General features: G+C 62.4%; 4 protein-coding genes. All 4 read right to left on the bottom strand.

All coding sequences use genetic code 11. The annotated features are described in order from the left end of the window. Position 1 precedes the first annotated feature (1 nt). A complete protein-coding gene (locus tag JAB4_RS14285) occupies positions 2–17584 on the bottom strand; it encodes a hemagglutinin repeat-containing protein (RefSeq protein WP_070221505.1) in 17583 nt (5860 codons plus the stop codon). Between the two features lie 57 nt (positions 17585–17641). Continuing rightward, a complete protein-coding gene (locus JAB4_RS14280; RefSeq protein WP_070221506.1) occupies positions 17642–18190 on the bottom strand; it encodes a toxin-activating lysine-acyltransferase in 549 nt (182 codons plus the stop codon). A gap of 16 nt (positions 18191–18206) precedes the next feature. Continuing rightward, the gene (locus JAB4_RS14275; RefSeq protein ID WP_083287075.1) at positions 18207–19979 is read right to left on the bottom strand and encodes a ShlB/FhaC/HecB family hemolysin secretion/activation protein; all 1773 of its coding nucleotides are present in this window, start codon (positions 19977–19979) and stop codon (positions 18207–18209) included. A 258-nt stretch (positions 19980–20237) separates the two neighbouring features. Beyond that, positions 20238–21848, bottom strand: coding sequence for a glutamine-hydrolyzing GMP synthase (guaA, locus tag JAB4_RS14270; RefSeq protein WP_070221507.1), 1611 nt, complete (start codon positions 21846–21848; stop codon positions 20238–20240). Positions 21849–21873: the final 25 nt, after the last annotated feature.

Raw genomic sequence — 21873 nt, 5'->3', positions numbered from 1 at the left:
CTTACCTCTTAAGATTTGTTTTTTTTGGAAGAACCGGTGGCAAATAGGTTACACCAAGACTAGCTCCCGCCGAACGATTTTCCGATCTCATTTGAAACATGTAATTATCTGAATTCAACATAAATTGCCGTACTTCAGGTGCCTTTGAGCCAAAAAAACGACCGGTACTATTCCACCATGTGACGGCATCGGTTCTGTGAGCCATATCAATGGTTTCATCGATCCGAACCGGTCCTTTTGGCGTTACAAGTTCCAAATTATTTGGATTACCACGCAGTAATGGTCCATCCCCAACAATCATTCCATCACTGCGCATTCGCTCTAGCACTTCACTACCAGCTCTTGAAAACTTATCGGGGGTTCTCCCCATATATGTATTGCGCGCATCCGCGACACTCGTGCTGGCAACGGAAGGTTGCATATTTGCCCCTTGGGACAAACCTCCGTTTTTTACTGTCGAAACACCTGTATTCTCTACCGCATAGAAAATTACGCCCGTACGCTCAGCATACTTAAAAACAGCCTCACCAAGCGCTGGCGCGATCCCCTTCGCGCTACTGGCCAAACCATCATATACATACTTCCCACCTGCAGCAATACCACCCAGCGCTTTACCAATCAAAAAATCAGTCGCCGCCATCTCCATGCCATCGCGCAAACTGGCGGCCTGGGTATAGTGATAAGTTCCAGCACGATAATCTGGAATTGCCTGCAGCATCGGCTCATTCTTCGATATCGCATGTGGCAGATTTTTATGATCGTAAATAACTCTATTACCATATGCAATAGCTCTATTTGTCAGCACGGCACAATCTTCTGTCGGACCTACAGCACAGGCCGAAGTCAACAACGCATCCCGCTCCTCCGACTTTTTCGCCAAAGCTTCGGCGGTTTTACAAGACGGATCACTAGAGCTCTTACAAGCAGCCCGTGCCGCATCATATTGCTCCTGCTCCGAATTTTTAATGCCTACCTTGTTGTGATTAAGGTAATTATTCGCCACCTCATTTAACGCGCTATTCGCCCCAGCGCCACCGCCGACCGCAGCCCCTACGGATGCACTAGCTGCCAACAACAATGCACTATGCAGTTCTTTAGGCAGGCCCAACTTAGCAATTTGCCCCGATAGGGCTTGGGTCGTCATTTCTGCCGCCCCCGCACCTAATGCCCCACCAGCCCCGCCGACGATACCACCAATTGCAGTATGCATAGCAGTCTTAGCAAAACCACCCTCCTTCCATGTTTCTGCCAGCTCCTTACTCTGCTGCAGTAACTCGGCTTTTTTGACAGGATCTTTTTCATCATTCGCTTGCTTCGCGAGTTCTTTTGATTCCGCCAAGCGTTTGTCGGCATAATCTCCCACCTCCTTCGCCGCCGCTGCCGCAAACGCCGCCGTCACATCCATCGTCGCCTGCAACGCAGCCTTGTCGAAGTTATTACCAATCTTGCCGCTGGAATCCACTCCGGTGGTCACATCGCGGTTCACACCCGCGATAGCCTCGTCCGCTCCCTTGCCCGTCGCCGCGCGCTGAGCCGCGTCATCGGTGATGACCAGAGTGCCGCCGCTGATGCCGCTACGCGTCGTACTGCTGGCGTTCTCGCTGAGCGCGACAATGGCGGGCAAGCCTGCGGTAGTACCGCCTTTACCGCCAACATTGGTCAAATTCTTATTCTCTTCGGTCTCCTTGCCCGCTACTGAAAAACCACCTGACACCCCCACACTGCTACCCTTCGATATCGCATGGTTGGCAATGTCGCTGTGCGTCAAGGTCGACGTAACCAGGCTGCTGCCCAGCTTACCCGCCTCCGTGGCGCTGATGACGGCGCCCTTCAAGTCAGTATTGCCACCCACCTTGATCTGGAAGCCGCCATCACCCGCCTTGATGCCGCTTTGCTCCTGCACGCTGGCGTAGTCGTTGTGCATATTGCTCTGGCTATAACTGCCGCTGACGCTGGCGCCAAAGCCGACGGTACCGCTGGCGGAGATGCTCTGGCTCTTGCTGTCGAACTTGGCCGTGTCCTGCAGGCTTTCCAGGTTCAGGTTGCCCTTGATGTCGGCAATCACCTGGTTGGCGCTGGCCACGGCGCCCTTGATGTTGGTGTCGCCGCCGCTGCTGATGATCAGCTTGTCGCCCGCGTTCACATGCGTGTTGAGCTGCGTCGTGCCATCGCCGTCCTCATGCCCCTTGCTGCCGCTGAGGCTGGCAGTGAAGCCGAACGAGGTGCCCTTGGTGCTGACAATGGCTTGCACGCCCACCGATGCACTCATGCTTGAGCTCTTGCTGTGCTGGCTTTCCGTATCCTGCGCGGCCAGCAGATTGACGTTGTTGTCGGCATGCAGGCGGATATCGTTCTTCGCGTTCAGGTCGCTGCCCAGGATGGTGATATTGCTATCCTTGCCGCCACCCGTGGCCGTGATGTTGATATTGTTGCCCGTCAACACGCTGCCGCTGTGCGTGGTGCTCGCCGTCGTTTGCGTCTGCTGGCTTTCCGAATGGCCCGCCGTCAGGCTGATGCTGATGCTTGGTCCGCCTTCCTTCATCATGTCCTTGGCCGCGGCGTTCGCCGCCATGGCCGTGGTCGCCGCAGCCATGGCCGTCACCCGGCTGTTCTTCGCCGTGCTGGCTGCCGTGCTCATGGTTTGCAAGGTCTGGATGGCGCTCACCACGCTGCCGCCCAAGGCGACGGTAAAGCCATCCTGCGTGGTCTTGGTCTCGAATTTCCCCTTATCACTATCTTGTCCCGGCGTAATTTTCACGCTGGTGCCCGCCAGGTTCAGGTCAGTGGCCGCGACAATATCGCTGCCGCCGATCTTCAGGTCCTTGCCTGCAACGATGGTCAAGGCGCCGCTGGTTGAACCCACGGTGCTGCGCGCCTGGCCGCTCTGGATGACGGCGTCACGCTCCTGGTCGGTAGTCGTGGTGCGCGTGCCATAGCTGAAGCCAAAACCGCCACCGCTCATGAAGCCGCTTTCCTTGACGTCGCGGTGGTGCAGTTCCTTGCTCGTTTCGCTTGCCGCGCCTATGCTGATATCGTTCTTCGCCAGCAAACTGGCGGAGCCATCGCTGAGAATTTGCGCGCCCGTAAGCTTGATGTCGTTGCCTGCAGCAAACGCCACCGTGGCGCCGCCAAAAGCGCTGCCGGCCGAGGTACCCAGGTCCAGCATGTCGCGCGTGGTGATGGTCTTCTTGTTCAGGAAACCCTTGCCGGTCTGTACATGTCCCTCGTCGACGGTAAGCTGGTTCGCGCCTGCGCTCAGCACGATGTCATGGCCCGCCGTCACAGACAGGCCCGCGCCTGCCTGCACATCGGCTGCCCGGGCAGTCAGATCGTTGCCGGCCTGCAGCACAATGCTGCCACTGCCCTGGATCTGGCTACCCACCTCGGTACTGCTGCTGTCCTTGCGGTAGTTTTTCGCATCCCAGCTCAGGCTGCTGCTGCTGGCCGTCGTCAAGGTTCCCAGGTTGATGTCGCGGCCGGCATTGACGATGGTCTGGCCATCCTTGCCGGCATTGCCGATGACCCCGGCAAGCATGCTCACGTCGCGGCCCGCAGACACCACCAGCGTTCCGCCGCCACTGCTGCCATCACCGGTCACGTACAGCCCCGCCACACGGTCGATATCCGTGCGGCTGAAACTGTTGCCTCCAGCGCTGCTGCTGGCACTTTGCGTGGTGCTGGCAATATGGATGTCGCGCCCGGCGGTAGCGATCAACTCGCTGTTGGCCGAGATCGTGCCGCCGATATTATTCAGGTCGTTCCTTGCGGCCACGGCGACGGCGTCGCCGTTCAGGCGGCCACCCATGTTTTCCACATTGTCCGCGGTCAGCTTGACAACGCTGCGCCCGGCAATCGTGCCACTGTTGGTCAGGTCGCCCGACAGATTGATATTGATGTCCTTGCCGGCCAGCAGTGCTCCGCTACCGTCCAGGTCTCCTTCACGCAGGCGCAGATAAATTTGCGGTACCAGCGCTTTCTGCACCGAGCCATCTGGCAGCGCCACGTCGCGTTCGACCAGCCAGACAATATCGCTCGTCAGCGCTGCCATTTGCTCGGCCGTCAATGCAACACCAGGATGCAGATCGTAATTCTTCGCATATGCCACGCCGGCGTCCATCAAGGCACGGTATTGCTGCTCGTCGTTCGTGTAGTCGCCGACAAAGCGCTGCCCCGTCAACTGCGCCACCTGTTCGCGGATCAGCTTTTGTTCATAGAAGCCGTCACCCAGGCGTTTTTGCGTCACCGACGGGTCCACCTTGACCTGATTGAGCAGATAGTCGGAACCTGTCCATTCGCGGAAATTGGCAAAGCGCGGATCCGTCTCGACCAGGTAACGCGACGACAACGACGGCAAGGTGCGGAACAGGCTTGCATTGGGCAAGGCCGTTGACGGGCTGCTGGTGCGCACGAACTGCGCCCGGCCGGAAGCGTCCGTAAGCGCCACTTGCGCAATGCCCGGCAGGCGTGTCTGGCCCGGTACGCCACCCAGGCCGGCAGCCTGCGCGGCGGTGCCGGATGCATTGCCGATGCTGGTGCTGCCCGCCGGCGCCAGGCTGGCCTGGCCGTGTGCATCCGCCCCCGTCACGCGCCCCACCTGCATGTCGGCGGGCAGCACGCCCAGTGCCGCTTCCGTGACGCCGGCCCCGCGCGCCGCACCCGGCACGCCACCGACGCCGGTCGCCGCGGAAACGCCTCCGGAGGCATTGCCGATGCTAGTCGTGCTCCCGGACGCCAGGCTGACCTGGCCAAGCTGATTCGAACCTGTCACGGTGGCGGCAAGCGCGCCGGCGACCGTACGAACGAATCCCCCCTGGCCGGCCTGGCCGAGGCGATCCGTGCCAGTAGTTGAAGCTGTACCGCCGACATGCTGCACCTCTTGGGCCATGGCACCCGTTGCCGCCGTGCCAAGCGCAATGGCGCCCGGGTAAGCACCAGTCGGGCCATTGCCTTGTTGAACCGCATCGACTGCGCTCCCGGAGACGCTGCCGACAGTGCCGCCCAGGCCGGCCCCCGCCACCCGCGTCGTTCCGTTCGGCCCACTGCCGCCGCTGGCCGCGCCGGCCTGACGGCCTGCCGCATTGGCAACCCCGGCCAGGCCTGCCAGCACGCTGACAATGGCCTTGCCCTGCACTTGCGCGCTGGCCGCGCCGGCCGCGCTGGTGGAGGCATTGACGCCGCCAGTAGCGGCGCCGGACAAGCTGATGCCGCTGCCCTGCGGCGTGGCAAACTGTTCTTCCCGCGCAATGTTAAGAGTGATGCTCTCGGTTTTCTCGGCCCCGGTAAAAGCCGCCGGTTTTCCAATGCTGGTACTATCGCGCCCTTTTTTGAACTTTCGCTTGTATAGGGTCGCCGTACCTTTGTCAGTACTGATTTTCTGTCCCTGCGTCTGTCCATTCCTGATGCGGCTGCCATGCATGTCCAGCAGCCCGCCCGCGATGATATGGCTGTCTTCGTTGGCAACCAGGTCGGCACTGATGGAGATATTGCCGCCAGCAATGATGCGCCCGGGGTCGGAACTGACGATCTCGCTCTGGCGCGAAGTACGCGTGGTCTTGTAGAGCGTCCACACTTCATACGTGCCATCTGGCGTGCGCAGATGCAGCGACTCGTCATCATATGTCTCCACGCCCGGCGTGCCGGCGACATAGCGTTTCGCCGCGCCGGCGCCCTGGTACTCGGTCACGGACTCCTGTTTCGTCGATGAGGACATTTTCATCTGAATATGCTTATTCAGATTATTGATCTGGGCAGCGCTCATGCTCAGGCTGCCCAACGCTTCGATGGTGGCGCTGGCGTTATTCAAGACCGCCGTGCGCCCGGTCGCCTGGCGATTGCCGTCAATACTGCCGCCGATAGACAGGCTGTTGGCGCTGAAAATCAGCGCGTGTTCGAAGTTATTGATGGTTTGTGCGCCAATCTGCAGGTCGTTGCGCGCAGCGATGGTCGCGGCAACACCATTTTCCACATCATTGTTCAGGGTCCCGGCACCAATGCTGAGCTGATCACCATAGATGCGTCCGGTGCCAATGTTATGAATGATGTTTGCATTAATCTCAGTGGCAACACCGTCGATCACGCCCCGATTCACCAGCAGACCGCCGGCACTGAGGCGTGTGATGGTCGCGCTGATGTCACCGTAGGCCGTGTTATCGATGTTGGAATTGGTACGCAGGGTCAATGTGCCGCCCGCGCGCACTTTGCCCATGTTCAGGAATTGACCACCGGTGGCGATGCCAAGGTTGCGGTTGGCGACGAGCTCCGCACCGGCGCCATGGCTATAGCCACCGCTCAGATCGAGGTTCATGTCCAGCTGCGACAACAGGCGTCCATCGCCCGTCAGACTGGCGGCACGCACATCGGCCAGCGCGCCGGCAATCACCGTCCCTCCCGTATTGATGATGGCAAGGCTGCGGTTCGCCGCCAGATCGGCCACGCTCAGCGCCCTGCCGGCGCTGGCCAGACCTTGTGTATTATCAAAAACACCTGAGCCGACGATATCCAGATTGCCATCGGTGCGCAACGCTCCCGCCCGGTTGCTCAGCGAGCCCGTCGTCAGGATGGCGTTAATCGCCTCGATACCCTGGTTACTGCCTTGCGTCGTGCTGTTGTCGATCGTGCCCGCCGTCAGGCTGACCGTGGCGCCGGAGCGTATCAATCCATTCCGGTTGTCGATGCCGCCGGGAGTAGCGAACGACAGCTTGCCCACCACCTGTATCTGGCCATTCTGGTTATCGAGGCCAGCGCCAGACAACGCCAGGCTGGATTGGCCGACGATCTGCCCACCCGCATTGTTGATCAAACCGGTGGTGCCGCTGATCGCCCCTGCCGCACCGAAATAACCTGCCGTGTTGTTCCAGCTGCCTATCGACAGAACGGCGTCGCCACCGCTGACGATGCCGCCGGCATTGCCCTGGTTGCGCGCAGCATAGGCGCCAGCGCTACCGTTGCTCAGGACCTGGCCGCGCGTGTCGATGCGCATGCCAGCGCCAGACTGCAACAGGCCGCCATCATTCGTCAACGGGCCGGAGTACACGCTCAGCGTCTCGCTGGCGGCGATGGTGCCCAGATGGTTATCCAGCGCCCATAGGCCCGTATCGATCCGGATATTCTTGCCAACAATCATACCGGCGGCGTCTTGTCCGGCAGCGACCGTATTGCTCAAGTCAGCACTCCGAAGCGTGATGTCGCCAACGGCCTGCAGCGTGCCGCCGTCGTTTTTCAAGACGCCGCCGCTGATGACATTCAAGTTACCTGCCACTGTGGCAACCTTACCGCCGGTATTGTCCAGGAACCCAGCCGCCAGTTCGACGTTACCCGTCGCGGCCAGCAAGCCGGCCTCGTTGCGCAGCACCTGGGCCGCGCTGGCGTGCAGCGTACCGCCAGCCGTCAGTTTGCCGCCCTGGTTCAACAGCTCGCCCACCGCCGCCGTGAAATTGCCGCCGGCTGCGATCACGCCACTCTTGCTGTTGTCCAGCGTGCCGCCACCGCGAATATCCAGGCTGCCGCTGCCAGCCGCCTGCAGCGTGCCGCCCTGGTTATTCAAAGAGTAGGCAGCGATGCTGGTGCTGCCATTGCTGGCGATCGTGCCGCCGCGGTTATCCAGGCTCTGGCTGGCGCCGATAGCGGTCTGTCCGAGGCCGAGTTGGGTAATATTTCCTTGACGATTGTCGAGCGTATCGGATGAGATCGTTACCTGCTGCGCGATCGTGCTGGCATTGCGATGGTCAAGCGCCGCCGCGGTCATGTCCAGACTGCCATTCGAGGTGATCTGGCCCCGCTGGCCGCTGATCTGGCCTGCATGCATCGTCAATGTTCCGCTACCCGCATGTTCGATCTTGCCGTCCGTATTTGCCAGCACGCCAGCGTTCAGGTTCAAACTGACGCTGTTGACGGCGATGCGTCCGCTCGTATTATCGAGTACGCCGCCGGGCGAAGTGAGGTTGAGCGAACTGGCGCCACTGCCCGTCTGGATGATGCTGCCCTGTACATTGCCCAGGTTCGCCACTTGCACGGTCAATTGACCTGCGCTGACCTGGCCGCGGCCGTTCTCCCAACGCTGGCCATAGTGATTGGCGGCATGGACTTCAAGTGTGCCAAGGGTCGTTACCACGGCGCCGCTGGTGGAGACGTCACCCGCGCTCGCGTTCAGCGCGATGTTCGACGCACTGGTTTGGCTGCCCGTCACATCCACCGTAGCACCGCTGAAAACCATGTTGCCCGCAGCCAGATTCTGACCGGAGGCGCGCAAGGCCTGGGCCGTCGTCACGTTCAGGTTGCCTGCGGCCAACAAACTGCCATCGGCCTTGACGCCCGCAGCCAGCAAACTCGACGCGGAACCGGTCAGACTGCCTGCATTGATCGTGTTGTGTCCTTGCGCCAGGATAGTGCCAGTATTGCTGACATCGCCCGAGGCACGCAGAGTCTGGTTGGCACCAGCATACAGGCTGCCGCTGTTGACGACGTTGGCGGCAACCGTATTCAGGTCGATACTGGCAAACACCTTGCCGCCATTATTGTTCAGGTCGCCGATAGCCAGCTCCGCATTGCCATCGAGCGCCTGGATCTGGCCGCGCGTATTATCCACTGCACCACCGCGCAATGTCAGCTTGCGCCCACCCAGAATATTTCCCTCAGTATTGTTCAAAGCCGTACTGGCGTTCACACCGAGATTCTGTGCCGAAACAAGACGGCCATGGTCGTTGAGCAGGGTCGCCGTTTCGACCTGCACATCGCCATTGCCCTCGATCTTGCCGCCGCTGTTGTCCAGACTACGCGTGGCAACGATGCTCGCCAGGTCGGTTCCTAACTGGATGATTTCGCCCTGACGATTGTCCAGGGCACCGCTCGTCACCGTCAGCTGGCGCGCAATCGTGCTGGCATTGCGGTGATCGACGTAATCGGCCGCCACTTGCAGCGCGCCATTACCCGTGAGCTGGCCACGCTGGCCGTAAAGATGCGTGGCGCGGATATCCAGCAAGCCCTTGCCCGCATGTTCGATCTTGCCATCGATATTCGTCAGGTCGCCCGCCTGCAGGCGCAGATTGGCGCTGTTGACGGCGATGCGCCCGCCGGTGTTATCCAGCTTGCCCGTCTCGATGACCGTGTCGCCCGTGCCCGTCTGTATCAAGGTACCCTTGGTATTGTCCAGATTGGCAACGCGCAAGGCCAGCTGCCCGGCGCTCAGGCTGCCGCTTTGGTTCACCAATGCCTGCCCATTGGCGGCATTCGCCGTGATGGCCAGCAAGCCATTCGTCGATACGATGGCCTTGCTGGTCGTCACATTGCCCGCAAAGGCCGTCAAGCCGACATTGGCTGCGCTGGTCTGGCTGCCGCCCACGTCGACCGACCCGCCCGTCAATTGCAACTGGCCCGCCGCCATGTTCTGGCCGCCAGCTTGCAAGGCGCCGGCCGTTTTCACCGTCAAATCGCCAGCCGAGGCAAAGCTGCCATCGGCGCGCATGCCTGCCGCCAGCAATCCATTGCCGCCCAGGCTGCCCGCCGTGATCGCCGTATTGCCCAGGGCCGCCAGCGAACCGGTATTGCTGAGCAAACCACCGATCTCCAGGGTCTGGTTGCGGCCCGCATACAGCACGCCAGCGTTGAGGACGTCGCCGCTGACCTTGGCCGTGATATCCGTGCCCGCGCCGAGTGTGCCTTGTACGTTGCGCACGCTGGCCGCATCCAGGCTCAAGGCGCCCGTGCCTGCCTGCAGCAGGCCGCGCGTATTGTCGATGGCGCCGCCCAGGTGCAGATCGGTCGCCGCCGCGATCACGCCGTCGGTATTGACGAGTGCGCCAGTGCTGACGATGTCGGCGGACGTTGCCGAGGTGATTTTGCCCTTGGTATTGTCCAGGCTGCCGGTCTGCAGCGACAACACGCCGTTGCCGGCCATCTCCCCATTCGTATTATCGAGCTGGCCACTGACGGCCACCGTCATACCGCCCACGCCCGTCTGCAGCAAATGGCCACCCCGGTTGCTCAAGCTGTCAGCCTGCACGCTCAGGGACCGCCCCGTGGTGGTGGCGTTGGCATGGTCAAACAGACCGGCCTTGAGATCGACGGCGCCATTGCCGATGATGCTGCCGCCTGCGCCCTGCAAGGTGGCCGCCGTGATGGCCAGGGTACCTGCACCCGCATGCTCGATCTTGCCGCCCGCATTCGTCAAGCTGGCCGCGCCCAAGATCAAATTATTACTATTGACAGCGATGCGTCCCACGCTATTGTCCAGTTTGCCCGTCTGGATGACAGTGTCGCCCGTGCCCGTCTGGATCACGGTGCCCTTGGTGTTATCCAGGTGACCCACGTGCAGGTCAAGCTGGCCGGCACTGAGTTGCCCTTCCGTATTGCGCAAGGTATCGTGCGCGCGGACCGTCAGCGTGCCCGGCGTGCTCACCACGGCCTTGGCGGCCAACACATCGCCGCTCGTCGCGGCCAGGCTGATCTGCGTTGCACCGGTCTGGCTACCCGTGATATCCACATTGGCGCCCGACAGGTTCGCCACGCCTGCCGCCAGGTTCTGGCCATGTGCGGCCAGCATGTGCGCGGTATTGATCGTCAAGTCACCAACCGTGCCCAGCTTGCCATCGGCCTGCATGCCTGCACCGATCAAGCTGCTTGCACTGCTATCGAGGCTATTGGCCGCAAGACTGGTATTGCCTTGCGCCGCAATCACACCCGTATTGGCGACGCCGCCGCTGGCGGTAATGGATTGATTCCCGGCAGCATACATGCTGCCCGTGTTATTCAAGCTGGAAAGCGTGGCGTTCAAGTTGGCGCCTGCAAACACGCTGCCAGCAGTGTTGTGGAGCTTGCCGACGTTCAGGGTCGCGTTACCGGCAACGGCTTGCAATTGCCCCTTGGTATTGTCGATGTCACCACCGTTCAAGACCAAGTGACGCCCGGCCGCCACCGTGCCTTCCGTATTGTCCAGGCTTCCCGCTTTCAATTCGACATCTTGCGCCGCCACGACGCGGCCCGTATTGTTCAGCAAGGCGCCAGCTTTCACCAATGCATCGCCATTGCTCTCGATCTTGCCGCCCGTATTGTCCAGCTGCCCGGTGGCAGTCACCGTCAGCATGCCCGCGCCCGTCTGCGCCAGACTGCCGGCGCGATTATCCAGACTGCCGGCGTTGACGGTCATCTGATTCGCCACCGTCGTCGCATTGCGGTGATCGAAGGCGACTGCCGTGATGTCGAGCTTGCCATTGCCCGTGATCTTGCCGAACTGGTTGTTGAACTGGCCCGCGTTGATGGCCAGGATGCCCGCACCTGCATGCTCCAGCTTGCCGTTAAGGTTCGTCAACACCGTCGCGTTCAGGGCCAGGTTATTACTGTTGACGGCGATGCGGCCGGCCGTGTTGTCCAGCTTACCGGTGGTAATCACGGTATCGCCTGTGCCCGTCTGCACGATGTCGCCGCTGGCGTTGTCCAGATTCGCCACATTCAACTGCAATTGGCCCGCCACCAGCTGGCCCTGGCTATTCACCAACGCCTGGGCATTATTGGCATTGGCGGTGATGGCCAGCACGTTGCTGGCGGAAATGACTGCCTTGTTCGTCAGTACGTCGCCGCTGCGCGCGGTGATGGCGATATTGCCGGCGCCCGTTTGGCTGGCCGACAGATCCACGCTGGAACCCATTAGCACGGCGCTGCCCGCGGCCAGGTTCTGCCCGTTCGCTTGCAGCACGCCATCCGCGTTGACGGTCAGATTGCCTGCCGTACCCAGGCTGCCATCCGCTTTCATGCCGGCACCCAGCAAGCCGCTGCTGGTGACGCTGCCAGCGGAGATCGTTGTGTGATTGGCGGCGGCGATGGAAGCCGTGTTGTTCAGCAGACCGCCCACGGTCAGCTGCTGGTCGCGGCCCGCATACAGCAAGCCGGAGTTGTTCAGATCGCCACTGACCCTGGCCGCCAGGTCCGTGCCCGCGCTCAGCGTGCCCTGCTGGTTCAGCAGGCTGGCCACATCCAGCGCCAAGGCACCGGTGCCCGTTTGCACGACACCACGCGTATTGTCCAGCGCGGCACCACCGACCTGCAGGTCGGTGGTCGCCGCCAGCACGCCATCGGTGTTATTCACAGCGCCCTTGCTGGCGACAGATGCCGCAGCCGCGGACGTGATGCGGCCCTTGCTGTTGTCCAGCACGCCGGCCCGCACCTGCACGCCGCCGTTGCCGCCGATCTCGCCGCCGCTGTTGTCGAGCTGTCCCGTCGTGGCTACCGTCATCGCCGCATCGCCCGTCTGCAGCACATGGCCGCCACGGTTGCTCAGGCTATCGGCCTGCAGCGTCACTTGCTGCCCCACCGTGCTGGCCTGGTCATGCCGCATGATGCCCGCGTCGATGCGCACCAGGCCATTGCCGAGGATGCTGCCGCGCTCGCCATCGAGCGTTGCCGCGTGGAGCGCCAGCGTGCCGTTGCCCGCATGTTCGAGCTTGCCATCCGTATTCATCAGCTTGCCCGCATCCAGGGTCGCATTCGCGCTGTTGACGGCGATGCGGCCGCTGGTGTTGTCCAGTACGCCGGCCGGCATGCTCAACACGATGCGCGTATCGCCGGTGCCCGTCTGCACCACGGTGCCGCGGCGGTTGTCCAGGTTACTCAGTTGCAAGTCCAGCTGCCCCGCGCTCAGTTGTCCCTGTTCATTGACCAGGGTCTGGCCCGCATGTGCTCCCGCCGTCACCGCCAGGGTGCCCGGCGTCGTCAGCAGTGCCTGGCGCGTCAGCACATCGCCCTGTGTCGCCGTCAATGCGATGTTCGCCGCGCCCGTCTGGCTGCCCGTCAGGTCCAGCGCCGCGCCGCTCAAGGCCAGCTGGCCCGCCGCCAGGTTTTGTCCCTTGGCCAGCAGCGCCTGTGCCGTCGTCACGCGCAAGTCGCCTGTCGCCAGCAAGCCGCCATCGGCCTTCACGCCCGCGCCCAGCAGGCTCGATGCCGAACTGTCCAGGCTGGCCGCTTGGATCGTCGCATTGCCCTGCGCCGCGATCACGCCCGTGTTCACAATGGCGCCCGTCGCCTTGAGCGTTTGATGCGCGCCTGCGTACAGGCTGCCGCTGTTGTCGACCTTGCCGGCCGCAATCGCCAGGTCACCCGCCGCAAACACGCTGCCGGCCGTATTCCGCAAATCGCCGATGGCCAGGCTGGCCGCACCGGATACCGCCTGGATCTGGCCGCGCGTATTGTTCACGTCGCCGCCACGTATATTCAGGCCGCCTGCCAGCACGCCTCCATCGGTATTGTCCAGCGAGCCAGTAACGATCTCGGCCGCGCCGGCGAACGCCAGGCGCCCGTTCTGATTCAACAGCATGTCGGCGCTCAGCGCCATGTCGCCATTGCCTTCAATCTTGCCGCCACGGTTGTCCAGATGACCGGTGGCCGCCACGCTGCCACTGCCAGTTCCCGTCTGCGTGACGCTGCCCTGGCGATTATCCAGGGTGCCGGTATGCAGCGTCACCTGCCTGACCAGCAATGCGCCGTCGCGGTGGTCGAAGCTATCGGCCGTCACGACCAATGCACCGTTGCCTGAGATCTGGCCCCGCTGTCCATACAGGTTCGTGGCGCGAATCGCCAGCGTGCCCGTGCCCGCATGTTCGATCTTGCCATCGATATTCGTCAGCGCCCCTGCGCCCAGACTCAAGTTGCCGCTGTTGACGGCGATGCGCCCGCCCGTATTGTCCAGCACGCCCGTGTCGATGACGGTACTGCCCGCGCCCGACTGCACGATCGTCCCCTTCACATTGCGCACATTGGCCGCCGCCAGCGCCAGTTGTCCCGCACTCAGCTGGCCGCCCGCATTCACCAGTACCTGCCCATTGTTGCCGTTGGCCGTGATCGCCAGCAAGCCTGCCGTGCTCACCTGCGCCTGGCTGGTGAGGACGTCGCCTGCGTGCGCCGTCAGCGCAATATTCGCGGCACTGCTCTGGCTGCCCGTGAGGTCCAGCGCGGCGCCGTCCAGCACTGCGTCGCCCCCTGCCAAGTTCTGGCCTGTCGCCCGCAAAGCCTGCGTAGCCGTTACGACCAGGCTGCCTGCCTGGCCCAGCGTGCCATCGGCCCGCATGCCCGCGCCCAGCAAACCGCTGCTGTCGATGCTGCCTGCTTGCACACTGACATCGCGCCCCGCCGCCAGCGAGCCGCTGTTGCCGAGCGTGCCGCCGACGACCAGGAGCTGGTCGCGGCCCGCATACAGCAAGCCGGAGTTGTTCAGATCCCCGCCGACCTTGGCCGCCAGGTCCGTGCCCGCGCTCAGCGTGCCCTGCTGGTTCAGCAGGCTGGCCACATCCAGCGCCAAGGCACCGGTGCCCGTTTGCACGACACCACGCGTATTGTCCAGCGCGGCACCACCGACCTGCAGGTCGGTGGTCGCCGCCAGCACGCCATCGGTGTTATTCACAGCGCCCTTGCTGGCGACAGATGCCGCAGCCGCGGACGTGATGCGGCCCTTGCTGTTGTCCAGCACGCCGGCCCGCACCTGCACGCCGCCGTTGCCGCCGATCTCGCCGCCGCTGTTGTCGAGCTGTCCCGTCGTGGCTACCGTCATCGCCGCATCGCCCGTCTGCAGCACATGGCCGCCACGGTTGCTCAGGCTATCGGCCTGCAGCGTCACTTGCTGCCCCACCGTGCTGGCCTGGTCATGCCGCATGATGCCCGCGTCGATGCGCACCAGGCCATTGCCGAGGATGCTGCCGCGCTCGCCATCGAGCGTTGCCGCGTGGAGCGCCAGCGTGCCGTTGCCCGCATGTTCGAGCTTGCCATCCGTATTCATCAGCTTGCCCGCATCCAGGGTCGCATTCGCGCTGTTGACGGCGATGCGGCCGCTGGTGTTGTCCAGTACGCCGGCCGGCATGCTCAACACGATGCGCGTATCGCCGGTGCCCGTCTGCACCACGGTGCCGCGGCGGTTGTCCAGGTTACTCAGTTGCAAGTCCAGCTGCCCCGCGCTCAGTTGTCCCTGTTCATTGACCAGGGTCTGGCCCGCATGTGCTCCCGCCGTCACCGCCAGGGTGCCCGGCGTCGTCAGCAGCGCCTGGCGCGTCAGCACATCGCCCTGTGTCGCCGTCAATGCGATGTTCGCCGCGCCCGTCTGGCTGCCCGTCAGGTCCAGCGCCGCGCCGCTCAAGGCCAGCTGGCCCGCCGCCAGGTTTTGTCCCTTGGCCAGCAGCGCCTGTGCCGTCGTCACGCGCAAGTCGCCTGTCGCCAGCAAGCCGCCATCGGCCTTCACGCCCGCGCCCAGCAGGCTCGATGCCGAACTGTCCAGGCTGGCCGCCTGGAGCGTCGCATTGCCCTGCGCCGCGATCACGCCCGTGTTCACAATGGCGCCCGTCGCCTTGAGCGTTTGATGCGCGCCTGCGTACAGGCTGCCGCTGTTGTCGACCTTGCCGGCCGCAATCGCCAGGTCGCCCGCTGCAAACACGCTGCCGGCCGTATTCTGCAAATCGCCGATGGCCAGGCTGGCCGCACCGGATACCGCCTGGATCTGGCCGCGCGTATTGTTCACGTCGCCAGCATTCAAGGTCAGGGAAAGTCCAGCAGCCAACACACCGCCCGTGTTGTTCAGGCCCCCGGCCACGTTCATGTTGACGGCCTGCGCTGCGGCAATGCGGCCATGCTCGCTCAGCACACTGGCTGCCGACAGGCCAAGACTGCCGTTGGTTTCCAGCCTGCCGCCGCTATTCTCCAGCCCCCGCGCAACATCCACCGTTGTTTGCTCGGTTCCCGTTTGAATGAGGCTGCCACCGCGGTTATCCAGCGTACCAGCTTGCACAGTCAGATGCCTGGCCAGCGTTGTCGCCTCCCGGTGGTCCACTGCGTCAGCCGCGAGCGCAAGGTCGCCATTGCCGGTTATCTGTCCACGCTGATTTGCCAGCGAGGCGGCATGAATAGCAAGGGCACCCGTGCCCGCATGTTCGATCTTGCCGCCTGTATTGACCAGCTCCGCCACATCCACGGTCAGGTTGTGGCTATTGGTGGCAATCCGTCCAGCACTATTATCGAGTTGACCAGGCAGACGAAGCGCAAGGTCGCCTTCGCCAAGTTGCAAAATCTGGCCGCCCACATTCGATATGTCATGCGCAGCAATACTCACCTCTCCGCCCGTTGCCTGCGCACCATCGGTACGCAGTAAACGCGTGGTCTGCAGCGCCAGCGTGTCGCGCGCGGCCAGCCCGGCGTGCCGGGCATCCAGGTCTCCCTGGCTTGCCATGGCAGAAAGCTGTCTGGCGGACAGATTAGCCCCGGCGAGATCGACTGCGGTTGCCGCAATCCGCACCGTATTGCCCGCGGCGCCGATGCCATGGATACCTGCACCGGCATTTGCCTCGACGGTCAAATCGCCCGTTGGACGAAGCATATTGTCAGCATTCAGGCCAGCAGCCAGCACCGCACCGGCGGCTGAATCAACGCGGCCGCCTCCATGCAGCGCAGTATTGCCAGCAGCAGCGATCACGCCGTTGTTGCTGATATCACCACCGCTTGAAATACCAGTATCGCCTGCGGCATAAATCGTGCCCGCATTTTGCAAATCCCCCGCTGCGCTGGCCTGTACCTGGCCACCTTCAGCACCAGACTGAATATAGCCACTGTTGCTGATCCAACCATCCGAATGCAGCACCACATTACCCACCGATGCGGCCACGGTTCCGGCGTTACGCGTACCGATACCAGCCTCGGTGCCTATCAGTGTAATTTTTCCGGCATACATGCCGCCCAACTGGGCGACATCCAGTGCAAACGCAGGCTTCGCGCCATCGCCAGATGCGGCAGTCTCGACCGCATGATTTGCATCCATCCGGTTCGCGCCCGTGACGACCCGCAGATCATTGGCCCATATGCCAGCATTCACTTGCACAGCCCGCGCCAGAATGGACGTGTAATCGCTTTGTGACGTATCCAGTCCCCTGCCGCTGACGGTGACCATGCCCCGCTGCACCACATAGCCGTCGAGATTGCCGCCATTGACAATGGGAGAACCTGTCGTCAACGTCACGCGGCTGGCGTTGATAAAGCCGCCGCCATCCACAGCTACCCCGGAAGGATTGGCGATGATGACCTCTGCGCGTTGTCCCGCCACTTCGACATAGCCGCGCAACTGGCTGGGATTGGCGGAATTGACTTCGTTCAGGATGACGCGCGCGCTGCCGCCGGCCAGCCACGGATTGCCTTGTACCCAGCCACCGGTCTGGGTTTGCGTATTGCCACGGCTGTTATTCAGGATGACGCCATTGCTCTGCACGTCAAACTGGCTATACGTATTGCGCGACACGCCTGCCCCGCTCGGCGTCTGGATATTCACTTGCGGTATGCCATTTGCTGTCTGCAACACGGTTGGACGCTGGCCTCCCGGGGCATTGCGATCCGCCACGACCTGACCATGCGCAGCACCGGTCACAAAAAGCAGCATGCCCAAGGCACTGAATACCGCGAGGCAGGCCGGCCGCAACGTTGCCAGCGTCAATTCCGCGCCACCTCCCCCTGCACCGTCGTTCATGACACTTTCGCCGCCAGGAGCTTTACCTTGCGACGTGGCATTCTCGCCCACCACCATCAATTGGCCACGGCGTTGATTGAATATGATGCGGTACAGGTGCTTATTCATGGATTCTTCTCGTTGAGAACACCTAACAAAACTTGCTGCGCTAGGTGTTATAAATATTTAAATGGATGTCGTTTTGGCGTAATTGGCATGCATGGGCCTGGCGCTCCACCAGCTGGCCGCCTGCTCCTTGGAAACCGCGCAGCCGCGGGATGTTTTTACTTGCAAACCCGTCTCGTCTCCCTTGTGATACAAAAACCGGTAACAGGATTCGGAAAGGCGTGTAGAAACTTCGCGTACGAACGATGCCGTGTGGCCAAATGGAGCGACCCAGTCCGTAATCCACATGCGGTCGCCGCTATTCCAGTCTTCCGGGCGCATCAAGGTATGGTTACCGTCTGCCAGATAGCGGCTTTCGGCATCGGCATCGAAATTTGCCCAGGCCACGTAAGCCACCGGCTGCTGAACGCCATCGAGCGACGTCAACGCCAGCATGAACTGCTGCTGTTTGATCGGATTCAACAAAGTCTGGCTGAAAGACGCTAGCGGCAGATCGCGATGATTCTTAGAATGCATGCAAAGCCATGTCAGCGCGCCAAACAGTTCTGCCTCGCTGTGCCCAGGCAAGCCCAAGGCGGGGGCGATAATGTCCAAAGAAGAGGTACTCATGGTGTCGGATATATGATTAAAAGCTCGCGTTCAAATTGAAGCCGGCCGTATGGCTGGCCGTACGGAACAGCTCAGGTTTGCGCACGGGCCAGCCGGTAAAGGCGTCGTACTGCACGCCCAGCCACTGGCCGCGCAAGCCCACAAAAGCGCCTGTCAGACGGCGCGCGATCAGCCATTCGGCGGACGGCCCCGCTACCTCGCCATGGTCCAGGCCCGCATACGCTTCCTGGCCGCTGCTGCCCAGCGGCACGCCGAGCTCGTTGCGCAGCAGCCAACCCCGTTCGGCCGAGAGGCTGCTTTCGCCGTCATAGCCGCGCACCGTGTAGCGCCCGCCGATGGCGAAGCGATCCTGCGGCACCAGCGGCGTGCGGTTGTGCTGCATGCGCCAGCTGCCCGCGTAGCGCAGCGGCTGGCCGGCCAGCGTGAACGGCGCCGACAGGGCCGCGTCGGCCAGGATGAGCTTGAACCGCGACGTGCCCTCGCCAAACGCTTCCTCGGGCGCGGCCATCGCGTGCATCGCGCCCGTGCCGCGCCGGTATTGCAGGTTGAGGTCCAGGGTGGCCTGCCCCAGGAATTCGCGGTGGCCAAGGCCCAGTTCCCAGCCGGCCATGCGGCGGCGCTGCACTTCCACTTCCGTGTCGTCGATGAAGTTTTGCGCGGCGCGCTGCCAGCCGCGCAGGGACAGCGTCGTCTTGCGCGACGCGTCGCGGTACACCAGACGCGACAACTTGACTTCGCGATTCTGGCTGGCGCCGCTGTAGTTGTAATCCTGGCTGATGCCGGCCACGGACTGGTGGTAGCGGCTGTCGCTGGCCGTGAAGGCCAGCAGCCAGTAGGCGTAGGGAATCGAATAGTGGGCCACCATGCCGCCTGTGCCGCGCGGACCATTGCGGTTGCCGTCGACGTTCTGGTTCAGGCTCAGGTAAAACAGATCGTTCAGGGTCAGCCAGTGGTCATACGACAGAGTCACGCTGCCCTGCAGTTTGCCCGTCGAGCGCGAACCGCCGTCGTCGAGGCCCAGCGCCAGGCGGAACGGCAAACCCTGCTTCCACTGGATCTGCAGGTCGCTCTCGCCCGGCTTCGCATTGCCGCCCTCGGCCGGCATGATCTGGATATCGGCTTCGGCCGTCGGCACGCGCTTGAAGTTTTCCAGCGCCTGCTCCGTATCGCGCACATTGAGCAAGTCGCCCGGCCGCGCCGGCACGGCATTCCACCAGGTGGCGCGGGGGTTGGTGCCGGGCGCAAAGCCGATCTGGCGGATACGCCCCGGTATCAGCGTCAAGGCCAGGGTGCCACGGCTCAGGTCCTGCGGCTCGGCCAGCACGCGCGTGGTGACAAAGCCGCGCGCGATGATGGCGTTCTGCATGCGCCCCATCAGCACATTGATGGCCTGCGTGCCCAGGCAGCGTCCCAGCGGCGAGTCCGGTGCCCCCAGGTCGTCGTGCCCGGCGACGGCCAGCGCCCACTGGAACTGGGCGGCGTCCTCGCCCCGCAATTGCAGATGATCGATGGTAAAGCACGGCGATTCGCCTGTGGGCAGGCGGTTGGCGGAAGCGGCCGCGGGCGCCTCGAGCAGGCGCACGTCGGGCGTGCGCTCCTGCTGCTGTCGCAGGAGGCGCTCGCGTTCTTGCTGGCGTATCAATTCTTGGCTGGCATCGTCGCGCTGGCTGCTGCCAGGCGGGGTGGGAAGGGGCGGCGCGATTTCGGGACGGGTCTGCGCGGACACGGCGGCACACAAGGTGCCGCTGAACAAAAATACACCGCACCATGGCGTCAAGCGCAGGTGCATATGTTGCCTTAAGTAATTATTTGCGTAAGGAAATTATAAATTAATTATTTCTATAGGGCAACTTTATTTATTTCTTGAGAACTTTAGCTGTTTGGTAACTGTCTTTCAACTATCCAATTACCACTAATAAAACCCCGCGCGGCCTGGCGGCGGCAGAGCAGGCAATGGCGTCCGGCATCGATGCATAAAAAAAGCCCTGTAAAAACAGGGCTTTGGCTTACTCGCTTATTCGGAAATGCAAAGTTTCCTTATGGGAACTCACTCCCACTCAATGGTCGCCGGCGGCTTGCCCGAAATATCGTAGACGACGCGGTTGATTCCGCGCACTTCATTGATGATGCGGTTCGAGACCTTGCCCAGCAGACTGTGCGGCAGGTGTGCCCAGTGAGCCGTCATGAAGTCCTGCGTCTGCACGGCGCGCAGGGCCACCACGTATTCGTAGGTGCGGCCATCGCCCATCACGCCCACCGATTTGACGGGCAGGAAGACGGCAAAAGCCTGGCTCGTCGCTTCGTACCAGTTGGTCGGCACGCTATCCTGGTCGAAGCCAGGCACCACCACCGGTTCATACGGCGTATTGCGCAGTTCTTCGATGAAGATGGCGTCGGCGCGGCGCAGCAGGTCGGCGTAGTCTTTCTTGACTTCGCCGAGGATGCGCACGCCCAGGCCCGGACCCGGGAACGGGTGGCGGTAGACCATGTCATGCGGCAAGCCCAGGGCCACGCCCAGTTTGCGCACTTCATCCTTGAACAGTTCGCGCAGGGGTTCGAGCAGTTTGAGCTTCATGGTGTCCGGCAAGCCGCCCACGTTGTGGTGGCTCTTGATGGTCTGGCCTTTTTTACCTTTACCCGCCGATTCGATCACGTCCGGGTAGATCGTGCCTTGCGCCAGCCATTTTGCGTTGACCAGCTTGCCCGATTCGACCTGGAACACTTCGACGAACTCGCGGCCGATGATCTTGCGCTTTTGCTCGGGGTCGGTGACGCCGGCCAGGTGGCCCATGAACTGGTCTTCCGCGTCAACGCGGATGACTTTCACGCCCAGGTTCTTGGCGAACATGTCCATCACCATCTTGCCTTCGTCGAGGCGCAGCAGGCCGTGGTCGACGAAGACGCAGGTCAGCTGGTCGCCGATGGCGCGGTGGATCAGGGCAGCGGCCACGGACGAATCGACGCCGCCGGACAAGCCCAGGATGACGTCATCGGTGCCCACTTGCGCGCGGATCTTTTCCACCGCTTCGCTGATGTAGTCAGGCATGTTCCAGTCCGACTTGCAGCCGCAGATTTCATGCACGAAACGGCCGATCATGGCCTTGCCCTGCACCGTGTGCGTTACTTCCGGGTGGAACTGCACACCGTAGAACTGGCGCTCTTCATCGGCCATGGCGGCGATCGGGCAGGTTGGGGTGTTGCCCATCAGTTTGAAGCCTGGCGGCATTTCCAGCACCTTGTCGCCATGGCTCATCCACACTTTCAGCATGCCGTGGCCTTCGTCGGTGACGAAGTCGGCAATACCGTTGAGCAACTTGGTATGGCTGCGGGCGCGCACTTCGGCGTAGCCGAATTCGCGTACCAGGCCGTTTTCCACCTTGCCGCCCAGCTGGGCCGCCATGGTTTGCATGCCGTAGCAGATGCCCAGCACGGGCACGCCCAGCTCGAACACGGCTTGCGGCGCGCGCGGCGAATCGCCGTCCAGCGTGGAGTTGTGGCTGCCCGACAGGATCACGCCGGCGGCGCCATAGTTGCGCACGAATTCGTCGCTGACGTCATACGGAAAGACTTCGGAAAACACGCCGGAATCGCGCACGCGGCGGGCGATCAGCTGGGTAACTTGGGAGCCGAAATCGAGAATGAGGATTTTAGAATGCATGGTCGGAGCTTTATTCAGGGTCAAT

This window comes from Janthinobacterium sp. HH102 (genome assembly GCF_001758625.2).
Lineage (GTDB): Bacteria > Pseudomonadota > Gammaproteobacteria > Burkholderiales > Burkholderiaceae_D > Janthinobacterium.
Note: the sequence above shows the minus strand (reverse complement) of the source record. Positions and strands in the feature narration are given on the sequence as shown.